Source organism: Shewanella holmiensis, assembly GCF_025370255.1.
GTDB classification, from domain to species: Bacteria; Pseudomonadota; Gammaproteobacteria; order Enterobacterales; family Shewanellaceae; genus Shewanella; species Shewanella holmiensis.
This window is the reverse complement of the sequence record NZ_JAMTCD010000004.1, coordinates 167102-180009: the sequence shown is the minus strand read 5'-3', so window position 1 is coordinate 180009 and position 12908 is coordinate 167102. Positions and strand designations below refer to the sequence as shown.

Genomic DNA, 12908 nt, shown 5'->3' with positions numbered 1-12908 from the left:
GCTGTAATTTTTCGTAATTTTTTTACAAAAAAAGTTGGAATAAAGGGTAAAATCGCTTCTAATAAAGGGATTGAAACATTCATTTTGCTTATCGAGAGGAAACGTTACATGGCCAACGCACTCACTCAACTCAAATCATTTACCACAATTGTTGCAGATACAGGTGACATTGAGGCAATCAAACGTTATCAACCAGAAGATGCGACCACCAATCCATCATTGATTTTGAAAGCCGCACAAATTCCTGAGTATGCCTCTTTAATCGATAATGCTGTTGCTTGGGCAAAAAGCCAAAGTAACGATCAAGCTCAACAAATTGAAGATGCTGGTGATAAACTTGCCGTTAACATTGGCGTTGAGATCCTAAAACTTGTCCCTGGTCGTATTTCAACTGAAGTAGATGCGCGCCTTTCTTTCGACAAGCAAGGTTCTATTAATAAGGCGCATAAGCTTATCAAGCTTTATAAAGAAGCTGGAATTGATAAATCCCGCATCCTAATCAAACTAGCTTCAACCTGGGAAGGTATCTGCGCAGCGAAAGAGCTAGAACAGGAAGGCATTAACTGTAACCTCACCTTATTATTTAGTTTTGCTCAAGCAAGAGCCTGTGCTGAAGCTGGTGTTTATCTTATTTCTCCTTTCGTAGGCCGTATTCTTGATTGGTACAAAAAAGATACCGGCAAAGACTACACCGCAGAAACGGATCCTGGTGTGATTTCTGTTACTGAAATCTATGATTATTACAAACAACATGGCTATAGCACCGTAGTGATGGGAGCGAGCTTCCGTAATATCGGTGAGATTATTGAATTAGCAGGTTGCGATCGCTTAACCATTGGACCTGCTCTATTAGAAGAGTTAGCCAATACTGATGTCATTGTGACTGAAAAACTTAAAGTGGTCTCGGCATCATCAACTGCGCCGACTGCGCTAACAGAAGCAGAGTTCCGTTGGGCATTCAACGAAGATGCTATGGCAGTGGATAAATTAGCCGAAGGGATCAGAAACTTTGCAGTCGACCAAGGTAAACTTGAGGTCATGCTAAAAGAGAAATTAAGCTAAACAAGGACTGTAAATTAATGACTCAATTAACACAATCAGCCACATGGCAACAATTAGCCACTCATACTGCGGCATTACCGCACATGCGTGAGTTATTTGAGAAGAATGACCAACGCTTTAATGCAATGCACTTAAAGAGTTGTGGGCTATTACTGGATTATTCAAAAAACCGTGTAAATGAAGAGACATTGGCATTATTGTTCAAACTTGCCAATGAAGCACAGTTAACAGATAAAATTGCTGGCATGTTCTCAGGTGACATCATAAATAACACCGAGCAACGCGCGGTATTGCATACCGCTCTTCGCAGTAAAGCTTCGCAAACCATCAACGCTGAGGGACAAAATATTGTGCCTGAAGTGCAACAGACCTTGGCTAAAATGGCAGAGTTTGTAGAGCAAGTTCAAAGCGGACAATGGACTGGCTATACAGGTAAAGCCATCACTGACATCGTCAGTATTGGTATTGGTGGATCTTTTCTTGGGCCTAAAATTGTCACCCAAGCTTTGCGACCTTATTGGAAAGGCTTAAATTGTCACTTTGTGGCCAATGTTGACGCCACTTCGATTTGCGAGAAGTTAAAAGGATTAAACGCAGAAACCACTCTGTTTGTTATGTCGTCAAAGTCCTTTGGTACCCAAGAAACACTCACAAATACATTAAGTGCCAAAGAGTGGTTTTTAGCTCAAGGCGCATCGCAGCAAGACGTAGCACAGCACTTTGTTGCCGTCACATCTAATGTGGCCAAAGCTACTGAATTTGGAATGGATGCTAACAACATCTTCCCTATGTGGGATTGGGTTGGTGGACGTTATTCATTATGGTCAGCCATTGGATTACCTATTGCACTTGTTATTGGTATGGATAACTTTAAAGAACTGTTATCTGGTGCCTTTGACATGGACCAACATTTTCAGCAAGCTCCTCTAGAACACAACATGCCTGTGATCATGGGGATGCTATCTGTGTTGTATAGCAACTTTCATGGTGCCCAATCTCATGTGATTTTAACTTACGATCACTATTTACGTGGTTTACCTGCTTATTTCCAACAACTGGATATGGAAAGCAATGGCAAGTCCGTTACCTTGAATGGCACAGCGGTAGATTACAGTACTGGCCCAGTTATATGGGGAGGCGAAGGTACAAATGGTCAACATGCTTATCATCAGCTGTTACACCAAGGTACTGCACTGATCCCTGCTGATTTTATTTTGCCGCTACAAAGTCATAATCCGCTCGGTGAGCATCATAATCAGCTAGCATCAAATTGCTTCGGCCAAACCCAAGCGTTAATGCAAGGTCGTACCTACGAAGAAGCATTAGCCGAAATGAGCTCAAGTAAGCTTGATGATGCTCAAAAGCAGCTTATTGCTAAACATAAAGTGATGACTGGCAATAAACCTAGCAATACTTTATTGATGGATAAGTTAACGCCACCGACCTTAGGTGCATTAATTGCACTGTATGAACACAGAACGTTTGTTCAAGGGATAATTTGGCAAATCAATTCATTTGATCAATGGGGTGTGGAATTAGGAAAAGTACTAGGCAATGATGTACTAGACCGAATCGGGGCCGAAAATGACGCTCAAGCGTTAGATTGTTCCAGCAATTCTTTAATCAATTTGTATCGTCAAGGACAGATTTAATCACTAAAAAAGCCAGCGAAAGCTGGCTTTTTATGAGTTTGAATTTAGCAATTTCAGCATAGAATCCTAGCGAGTGATTTATTTATTCATCAAAGCTTAACCTCAGGTTAACATTAATGAAACATAACTATTGCACCCTATGATGGAAATATGTTATTTATCTGCATAGAGACATCATAATAACAAGGGAGGTTACCATGGATCGTTTAGATTATGGTTGTGCGTTAGATGAAGTTGTTGAAAGACCAAGCCGTACAAAAAGTTCAAACAAAAAACGTAAATGGCGCGAGATTGAAGCAATTAAAGATAAGCAGCGCTTACTGAAAGAGTTACAAGATATTGATGACTCTTTCGAATTTGATGCAAATACTTTAGTATTATAAATATTAGCTCAAGTGAATATTTATTCAATTATGCATGAATATAAAAGAGCACCCTAGGGTGCTCTTTTTGATCTATCTACTTGTACTCTATCAGACTTAATCTAATAGGGAATTACGACAAATGCGCTATAACTTCATCTTTTTATCGACATTGGCAATATACGTGCGAAGATCATCAAAAATTGCATTATCATTTTCACTAAATAGTGGATCATCAACTAGTTTTTTCTGGCATAAATGTTCAATTTTCTGCCAATCTTCCCCATCCAATGATTTAGCAAAATGAGGAAATATTTCTTGTTCCTCAAACTGCATATGTGCAACTTGGAGCTTAATATAATTGGCTAAATCATTAATTAACTTCTCTCTTGAAATCACGATATCAGAAAGGATCATATTTAAACTGTACATTAAAGAACCTGATACCTGGGCCAGCTTGTCATGTTCATCATGAAGCTGCTCACTGTTTGGCACTGACATTTTTTTTACGTAATATTGATAGGTAATATCTTCTAATGGGTGGTGGCTGTGTTCAGCATAACCTTGCATATACTCAACAATGTCTCTAACAAGGTTGAAGTTAACTGCTTCACCTTCAATTAATCGGTTATTTTTATTGCTGAGTATGTCCAATAATATGGCTATATGTTGGTGATCTCGCTTTAATCGCTTAAGCATAGTCTTCTCCGTCATGTAAACCTCACTAGTCTATATTTTAGTCAAAACTCATAGTATTTCCCAATCTACTCTATTGATAAATATTAGTTATGACCAAGATCATGTTCTAGAAAAATATCTCAATCCCCTAAAACAAAAAAACACTCAAAAAGTTGAGTGTTTTTTAAATAGCAAATCAATTATTAATCGAGTCTAACTCGCAAGATTTAACGAAGCGTAGCAAATAAATGAGATTTTAACTGACTGAAATCAGCATCCAATTCAACTGATAGAATTGGCTTATTCGCTACGGCTTCTAGTTCAGGAGGAAGCGGTAAGTCAACTTGTAACTCACGATCAACAACATCTTTGAATTTCGCAGGGTGAGCCGTGCCTAAAAAGATACCGTATTCATCTTTAGCCAGCAATTGACGTAAACCCTGAGCGGCAATTGCAGCATGCGGCTCTGATTGATAACCTAATTGATAAAGATTTTTTAGTGCTTCTGAGGTTTGTAATTCATTCAACGCTAAGCCTGTAATATCAGATAACGGCCAGCCCATTTGCTGACAAATCGCTTCTACTCGAGGCCAATTACTTGGCTCGGACACATCCATTGCATTAGACATAGTTGCCACTGTATCGTGCGGAGCCCAATCCCCATTTTCAAGATAGCGCGGCACTGTATCGTTGCTATTGGTTGCAGCAATAAAACGTTTGATTGGCAAGCCCATAGCTTTGGCAAACAAGCCTGCGGTTAAATTACCAAAGTTTCCGCTAGGCACCGATACCACAAAGTTTTCATGACCTGCTTTTTTGGCTTGGGCAATCGCTTCAAAGTAATAACATATCTGCGCTAACAAGCGGCTAATATTGATTGAATTTGCCGAGTTTAATGCCAGCCCTTCGCGCACTTCCGCATCATCAAATGCTTGCTTAACGAGATGTTGGCAGGCATCAAAATCAGAATTCACCGCCACTGTATGGATGTTTTTACCTAAAGTGGTGAACATCTTTTCCTGCAGTTCACTGATTTTTCCCTTAGGATACATCACCACAACTTGCACTTTGTCTAGCCCATAAAAAGCATCTGCTACTGCTGCGCCAGTATCGCCTGAAGTGGCAGTTAAAATGGTTAATCCTTTATCTGCTGACAATAAATTAACGCATTGAGCCATAAAGCGGGCTCCAAAGTCTTTAAATGCTAAAGTAGGGCCATGGAACAACTCTAAACAACTACGATGGTAATCAACCTCGGCAAGTGGCGCTTCAAAGGTAAATGCGTTATCCACTAAACCATCGACATTATCCTGACCTAACTCATTCGCAAGCCATGCGCCGAGTACCTTCTTACTGCGCTCAGCAAAAGGCATTGCCAACAAGTCATCAATATTGTTTAACACTGGAATTGATTTAGGAAAAAATAGCCCTCTATCTTTACCTAATCCCAACTGTACTGCTTGACTGAAGTTCACTTCCTGAGAAGGATGTTTTAAATTATATAATTGCATTACCATTACCTATAAAATTGAATACGGTTTGTCAGTTAAACGAGGCGAGTACCCTGTTCATCTAATTGACATACATGGGCAAAACCACCTTGTTCTGTCACATAATGTTGCTCTAACCACGCTTTCGCCTGTTGTGCTTTTTCTAATGAGTCGGTTACGCTAAATAAGGTTGGTCCGCTGCCGGATATCCCAGTTGTTAGCATTCCTTGCTGTTGCAGTGCTTCTCTAGCATCAAGGTAACCTGGGATCGCTGCTGCGCGATAAGGCTCTGCTAATACATCTTTAAGCACTTCAATCGCCATGTCTGCATCTTGCTGGTAACTGGCATGCACAAATGCACTCAAGTAACGACCAAACTCTATCGCCACAGCTTTATCGTATTGTGCTGGCAATAAGGCGCGCATTTTTGCAGTGGATAATGAAATACCAGGATATGCCACCACCCAATACCATTGCTTAAAGCTTGGAATAGGCGCGCACACTTTTTTAGCGGTGTTAAGCATCAGTTGCATACCGCCTAAGTAACATGGCGCCACGTTATCATAATGAATACTACCTGATATTTGCCCTTCAAATTCGCCCATTAATAGCAATAGCGCTTGTTGGTCAAATGGCTGTTTAAAATGTTCATTCAAGGCATAAAGTGCAGCAACAACCGAGCTAGCACTAGAACCTAAGCCACTGCCTACGGGTAAATTTTTCTCTAATACTAATTTTACCCCGTCGGTTCGCTGTAATTTCTCAAGAAAAAATACTGCACATTGATAGACGATATTTTCAGTCAAATTGGTTGGCAGTTTATGTGCCCAAGCCCCGACTTGCTCAAATTCAACACCTGTATCGATATTGCTAATTGTGACACGGTCACCTAACAAACTGCCATCGATTGGGGCTAACGCCGCCCCTAACAAATCAAAGCCTACGCCGACATTTCCCATAGAGGCTGGTGCATAGACAGTGATTGCTGCTTGATTACTTTTATCCATTACAGCCCTACCTCACGTGTCCAATTAAGTGTTCTTAATACATCGGCAAAGACACCTGCAGCAGTCACGTCAGTACCGGCGCCGTATCCACGTAATACAAAGGGAATAGGTTGATAATAACGGCTATAAAATGCAAGGGCATTCTCGCCACCTTTTACGCTGTATAATGGATCGTTTGCATCAACTTCTATTATGCGAACATGACACTTGCCTTCGTCGATTTGGCCAACATAGCGCAACACTTTACCTTCGGCTTGCGCTTTGAGTACACGCTCTGAAACTTGAGCATCTAAGCTAGGCAATTTAGCCATAAATGCGTCCACATCACCGCTATCATCAAAATCATTTGGTAAAACCGATTCAATGTTGATATCGCTTAACTCTAACGCTAAGCCGACCTCCCGGGCTAATATCAGCACTTTGCGAGCAACGTCCATTCCGCTTAAATCATCACGAGGATCGGGCTCTGTAAAGCATTTATCACGAGCAATTGATGTAGCTTGCGACAAACTCATGCCCTCATCCAGCATACCGAAAATATACGATAATGAACCTGATAAAATACCATTAAACTTATGCAGTTTATCACCCGCACATAAAAGCTTTTTCAAATTATCAATCACGGGTAGGCCTGCACCCACGGTTGTTTCATATAAAAATTGACGACGTTGCTCTAAACTAACTTTGCGTAATGATTGATAAAACGCATAATCACGAGTGTTGGCCTTTTTATTAGGAGTAACCACATGAAAACCTGCATTCATCACATCTAAATAGCGGTCGGAAACTGCGGCGCTTGAGGTACAATCTACTAACACTGGATTGAGTAATTGCTGCTCTTGCCCAAACGCTAGTAAGGCATTTAAATCATATGCTTGAGCATTATCACTTATTAATCCTTGCCAATTGGATAAATCAACGCCATTACTATCGAGTAGCATTTGACGTGAATTAGCAATTCCGCAAACGCGAATACTGATATGTTGCTCTTTGAGCATTTCATTCTGTTGTTTTATTTGCTCAAGCAGCCCTGCTCCAACATTCCCCGCGCCAACTAAAAACACATCAACATATTGCTGCACATCAAAGAAAGCTTGATGACAAGCCCCTATGGCATGCTTAGTTTTACCTTGCTGAATGACCGTCGATATTGAACGCTCAGAAGACCCCTGGGCAATCGCTATGATATTAACGCTCGCTTTGGCCAGCGCACTGAAAAACTTAGCCGCAACGCCTTTATGAGTTTTCATCCCATCGCCAATCAAGGACACAATCGCTAAACCTTGACGTAACTCGATAGGTTCTAACAGTTCAGACTTTATTTCTAATTCAAACTCTTGTTCTAATGACCATTTAGCTTTAGCTGCTTCGCTGGTTGCCACACAAAAACTAATGCTGTATTCAGAAGAACTTTGCGTAATAAGCGATACCGAAATACCACTACGTGAAATAGCCGCCAATGTTCGGCTGGCCATCCCAACCATGCCTTTCATACCAGGGCCTGATACGTTAAACATTGTTTGATCGTCAAGATTCGAAATGGCCTTAACTTGCAGTCCCGTTTTATCGGCATCGTTAGACACTAATGTGCCTGGTGCAGATGGGTTAAAACTGTTTTTGATGTAACAAGGAATATGATATTGAGCAATAGGAGCAATTGTTTTAGGGTGCAAGACTTTTGCCCCAAAATAAGAAAGTTCCATGGCTTCTTGATAGCTGAGCTGTGACAATAACTTCGCGTCTGTCACCACTCTAGGGTCTGTATTGTAAACGCCGTCAACATCAGTCCAAATCTCACAACTTGAGGCATCTAAACATGCCGCCAGTACTGCTGCAGAATAATCAGAACCATTACGACCTAAGGTGACAATTTTTCCATGGGCGTCCGCAGCAGTGAAACCCGGCATCACCCAGACTCTGTAATCATTTAAAGGCAGCACAGAAAAACGTGGCTTACTTACATTAATATCCACAACAGACTCTAAAGGCTGCCCATGTGCAAGGAATAACGACACAGGATCTAATTGTGCTGATGTAATCCCCTTCGCGAGCATAACTTGTTCCATTAATGCCGCAGATAAGCGCTCACCAGACACCACGATTGCAGCTCTTACTGAATCAGGGCATTCACCCAATAAGCAAATCCCTTCTAGCTTATGTTTCCATTGCAGCATTTGGTCATTTAACTTCACTTGCAGCACAGCCTGCTGCGCTGACGATAACAACTGTTCGCTTGCTTGTGCATATAAAGTATTAAATACGGTATCGATATGCTGAACAACAGCCTGATATGATTCCCCCTTTACCGCTAAATCAACCATCTCTAACAGCGCATTAGTAATCGTTGCTGGCGCTGAAAGTACGGTTGCTACAGGTTCTAACTTAGAAGACTCAGCAATAATATCTGCCGCCATTAAAAAACGCGGCCAATTTGCTAAAGATGTACCACCAAATTTCATTACTTTCATTTCGTCTTCTCCAGTCAAATACATGACATCAATGCAAAAATTTATAATAAAAAAGCCCGCTTCCTTTGTGGGGAAGCGGGCTATTTATTGAATTCTTTTTAGGATGTATCAGCCCGCCCCCACTATGGTAATAGTGGTGGTTGTAATAATTGTTGTAATAACAACGTGCTTATATGCTGACATCTTGCTCACTTACTAAATTCAGGTTCGAAGCTGTATACGTAATCTTACTCGTTTACGTAGCGCCTTATTGACTAATGCTTACAGAATTGCTTTTTTAGCACTATATTGTCAACCCCGCTTGTCGATTTATTTACATATTAACTAACATTTAAGTTGATTTATTTAAGATTACATATTTCACAATCTGAAACATCAATACAATTAGCAATGAAACCAAGCAAACACTTCATTTACGCTAACGTAAACGCGAAGAATGGTAGATTTAAAAACTGTATATTTTTCATAGCATAAAGTAAGAGTTGGGCTAAAAGCCTATTTATCTACCGCTTAATGATACTTAATATGTTAACAAGAAAGCTTAAACCCTTTTCATTTTGGTAAATCAACGTCCAAGATCAAAATAATTAGAATTTAAAGCATTTAATCACTAGAAATTTAGCAAAACCTGATGTAAATCATCGCAGCAAAAATAAAAAAAATGTATTATGCGCCGATATCAGCTATTGGAGTCTTTATGAAAATCTCAAAACATGCAGCAGTAACTATTCATTACCGCCTAAGCGATGCTCAAGGTCAATTGTTGGAAAGCTCTTTTGATGCTGAGCCAATGATTTATTTACAAGGCACTGAAAACCTTATTCCTGGTCTAGAAGCAGAATTAGAAGGTAAAGTTGCTGGTGATAAATTTGAAGCAACTATTCCAGCAGAACAAGCCTATGGCGAATATCACGAGGGTTTAAAGCAAGAAGTCCCTTTAGCCGCTTTTGGTGATATCGAAGATATCGTACCGGGTATGCGCTTTATTGCAGAAACAGAAATGGGCCAACGTCCAGTGCAAGTTACCGAAATCAAAGATGATACCGTTGTTGTTGATGGTAATCACCCTCTTGCTGGTCAAGCTTTAACCTTCAATGTTGAAGTTGTTGATGTTCGCGAAGCTACAGCAGAAGAAATTGCTCACGGTCATATTCATGCCCACGGCGGCAGTTGTGGCGGTGGTCATGATCACGACCATGAACCATGTGACACTCAAAAACCTGGATGTGATGGTAATGGCGGCTGCGGTTGCCACTAACACGATATAAGCTTCAAAACTGATTAAGACTAGTAGGTGATAATCATCACACTAGGATCAGTAAAAAGGTTGAAATCTATAGAAGTCGCAGGCTAAAAAATAGCCTGCGACTTTTTTTATGGACTATAATTAATACAAGTGCGGTCGGTAAAACGGGCGCGTCTTAAACCGTGTTACGTACACGTTTCCCCATCTTTTTGATTACGGAAGATTTTTGAACTTTGGGTAGTGAACGAGACTTTTAATCGTAATAATAATTAATGAGCAGCGACGGAGTGCTTATGTTAATTAAACCTGTATACGAGCTTTTACCTTACACTTACATCGTAATTGGTGGTGTAAGCGTGCTAATACTGCAACAACAGTATGCGATAGCCGCCGCCATTTTGCTTTATTTATCAGGAGCCCGAATTTATAACCTTCGCTCTGAGAATCGACGAACGGATATAAAACGCAAGCGTAGGGAAGGTGTCATGCCTGACTGGTTGTATGCCTACATGCCATTTTTGTACATATTGTCAGCCGCATTGCTTTATCGTTTTTACCCTAAAGACTCTAGTGCGCTATTGGCCATCTGTTTATTGACCTTCGGTACATATTTATTACTTAGAAGATCGACCTACAGGAGGCACAAAATTCCCGCCTTAAGGGTCTAAGCATTCACAGTAAGAATGATATAAACAACAAAACCGCTTGATATTACCAAGCGGTTTTTCATTTTGTTCAGTTGTGCTAAGTTTATATTTATTGTCAATAACTTATAAAATCAACTTTTGTACTTGTTCACGCTGCTCTGCTGACATATTTTTAAGGTAATTTGAACAACGGGTAATAGTCGCAATACTCACCTGATACTCCGCAGCAATTTGTCTTTGACTTAACTCTCCAGCCAATAAGGTTTGAAACACCTTTAGTCGTCCAGCTATCGCGCTACGTTCTTCTTCTGTTAGTAATAATCGAAATAAAACGGCTAAATCATCATGATTCGAATGAGTCAAAATTTTCTCGACTACTAAACTCCAGTTCGCTCTCATAGTTGCTCTCTTTAATAAAGTCATATAGATAATAACAAGTAACCCGCTGAAAGCAAAAGCTAGCCGTAAAGTAATAGGCCTTACATTTATCGTGGATGATTATTTGTACAGAATATCAAAATAAACTAATATGACCATAAAAATTAAATAACATAAAATCATAGAATTAATGCCAAATCTTTTGTAAAGCATGGTTTAACATCCAACTTAAAATCGAGGTAAATCATTAATCTAAATGGCAAGCTGAACACTAAAATTAAGCTTTTGTAAATTTCGCTCACATTCGGAAACAATCTAAACGTGATATCCGTTTGAAAATCTGTAAAATAATGTCATTACCCACCTAATAATTATAGAGAATATGATGAAAAAACTATTGATTGCAATGACTGCTACTGTATTGCTTGTACCAAGTGTTTATGCAAATAACTTTAAAGACACTGAGCATGCAATTGACTACCGTAAATCGGCGTTTGGCCTAATCGCTTATAATTTTGGCGACATGGGTGCGATGCTTAAGGGTAAAAAAGACTTCGATGCCGCTGTATTTGCTAGTCGTGCAACCAATGTTGCTGCGCTTTCTAAAATTCCACATGAAGGATTTATCACTGGTTCGGATAAAGGTGATACCGATGCACTCGCTAAAATTTGGGCTGATAAAGCTGATTTTGATAGTAAGATGACTCAGTTCCAAGAAAATGCTGCTAAGTTAGCAATTGCTGCACAGGGTAGCGACTTAGGTCAAATTAAAGATGCATTCGGTAATACAGGACAAAGCTGTAAAGGCTGTCATGATGTCTATAAGAAAGACTAAGCTAAATACCAAACTCTAAAACATCAAACCCCATACTCTTATTCAGAAATATGGGGTTTTTCATATCAAACCTAACAACATCTTACTGTATTTACATATATTTTACAGCATTGGCTAACACACTAAACCAAACACAAGCAAAGATAATCGCAAAAAGAACCAATCCAATCCAAGCTTGACGCATTTTAGGTTGTAGCCCTTCTACTTTGAGATGTTTATAGCCAGTGAACATCGCCTTAATAAGATTCTCGCCTTTCAACAGATAAATCACCACAGCCAAAACGTGCATCGCAGAAAATCCCAAAATTAGATTGAAATTTTGTTTATGCAGCCAAGTCATTGTGCTTGCGGTTGCAGATGAAACATAACTATAAAGTGGGCCTTCGGTGAAAATATCATCAGTTGCAAATAAACCGCTGACTAACTGAATTGTCAGCAAACTGAGCAACAAAAGTACCATATAACCTCCCATAGGATTATGACCTATGGATTCTGGCTTTTGTGGACTAGAGGCATATTGAATGACTTTTTTAGGGGAACGAACAAAGTGACTAAATCTAGCAGTATCACTCCCCATAATCCCCCAAATCAGACGAAAAGATAAAATCGCCATTAGAAGGTAAGCAAATACTTGATGAAGGCTCATTTCACCAGCATCAGCACTCCACCATAAACCAATAAGGAGAGCAAGCATGCTCCAATGAAATACTCTTACAGGTAAGTCCCACACTTTGATTTTTTTCGACTGAGAATGCATCTAATAACTCGACTTGAATAAATGTTTAATCATTCGCCATTGCGAACCCCTTAGGCATTATAAAATTTTTTATATCAATTAGGTGAATTCGAAACGTAAAGAAATGTAAGAAATATTACGATTGATGTAGACAGGAGATTTTAACGAGAAATAAAGTCAAAAAAAGAAAACACGCTGGGTTGTTATCCATTCAAATATGCGCCTTAAAAAGTGGCTTTACAAGCGGTTTTCAGTATCTTTTTAATGAAAATGTCTAAGCGATCAAATTTGCTTCTTTCAGTAAAACCCCTATCAAATTATGTGATGAAGATCACATTTTATATGTA

At 39.7% G+C, this 12908-nt stretch carries 11 protein-coding genes; 5 read left to right on the top strand and 6 right to left on the bottom strand.

Translation table 11 applies throughout. The features are described 5' to 3' along the window. The first annotated feature begins 108 nt into the window (after positions 1-108). From tal to NE535_RS05025, 3 genes are all read left to right on the top strand, one after another. On the top strand, positions 109-1062 hold the full coding sequence (gene tal, locus NE535_RS05035; protein WP_261297577.1) for a transaldolase: 954 nt from the start codon (positions 109-111) through the stop codon (positions 1060-1062). Positions 1063-1079: 17 nt separating this feature from the next. Then, complete coding sequence (gene pgi / locus NE535_RS05030; RefSeq protein ID WP_261297576.1) at positions 1080-2714, top strand: glucose-6-phosphate isomerase; 1635 nt, start codon at positions 1080-1082, stop codon at positions 2712-2714. Positions 2715-2911: 197 nt separating this feature from the next. After that, complete coding sequence (locus NE535_RS05025) at positions 2912-3097, top strand: DUF3545 family protein (RefSeq protein ID WP_261297575.1); 186 nt, start codon at positions 2912-2914, stop codon at positions 3095-3097. 126 nt (positions 3098-3223) lie between these two features. On the opposite strand, the gene NE535_RS05020 is transcribed toward NE535_RS05025, so the two are convergent. From NE535_RS05020 to thrA, 4 genes are all read right to left on the bottom strand, one after another. Then, a complete protein-coding gene (locus tag NE535_RS05020; RefSeq protein ID WP_261297574.1) occupies positions 3224-3775 on the bottom strand; it encodes a hemerythrin domain-containing protein in 552 nt (183 codons plus the stop codon). Positions 3776-3981: 206 nt separating this feature from the next. Continuing rightward, positions 3982-5265 carry a threonine synthase gene (gene thrC / locus NE535_RS05015; RefSeq protein WP_261297573.1) on the bottom strand — a complete coding sequence of 428 codons (1284 nt, stop codon included), beginning with the start codon at positions 5263-5265 and terminating at the stop codon, positions 3982-3984. A 35-nt stretch (positions 5266-5300) separates the two neighbouring features. Continuing rightward, positions 5301-6251, bottom strand: coding sequence for a homoserine kinase (thrB, locus tag NE535_RS05010; RefSeq protein WP_261297572.1), 951 nt, complete (start codon positions 6249-6251; stop codon positions 5301-5303). Next, positions 6251-8719: a bifunctional aspartate kinase/homoserine dehydrogenase I gene (thrA, locus tag NE535_RS05005; RefSeq protein ID WP_261297571.1), complete on the bottom strand. Its 2469-nt coding sequence runs from the start codon at positions 8717-8719 to the stop codon at positions 6251-6253. Before thrA ends, thrB begins: the two co-directional genes overlap by 1 nt. 697 nt (positions 8720-9416) lie before the next feature. On the opposite strand from thrA, the gene slyD reads away from it, so the two are divergent. Further along, complete coding sequence (gene slyD / locus NE535_RS05000; RefSeq protein WP_261297570.1) at positions 9417-9977, top strand: peptidylprolyl isomerase; 561 nt, start codon at positions 9417-9419, stop codon at positions 9975-9977. 758 nt (positions 9978-10735) lie between these two features. Here the strand turns inward: slyD and trpR are convergent. Further along, the gene (gene trpR, locus NE535_RS04995) at positions 10736-11011 is read right to left on the bottom strand and encodes a trp operon repressor (protein WP_261297569.1); all 276 of its coding nucleotides are present in this window, start codon (positions 11009-11011) and stop codon (positions 10736-10738) included. A 364-nt stretch (positions 11012-11375) separates the two neighbouring features. On the opposite strand from trpR, the gene NE535_RS04990 reads away from it, so the two are divergent. Beyond that, a complete protein-coding gene (locus NE535_RS04990) occupies positions 11376-11825 on the top strand; it encodes a c-type cytochrome (RefSeq protein ID WP_261297568.1) in 450 nt (149 codons plus the stop codon). 91 nt (positions 11826-11916) lie between these two features. Here the strand turns inward: NE535_RS04990 and NE535_RS04985 are convergent, their stop codons facing one another. Then, complete coding sequence (locus NE535_RS04985) at positions 11917-12582, bottom strand: cytochrome b/b6 domain-containing protein (protein WP_261297567.1); 666 nt, start codon at positions 12580-12582, stop codon at positions 11917-11919. Positions 12583-12908 lie beyond the last annotated feature (326 nt).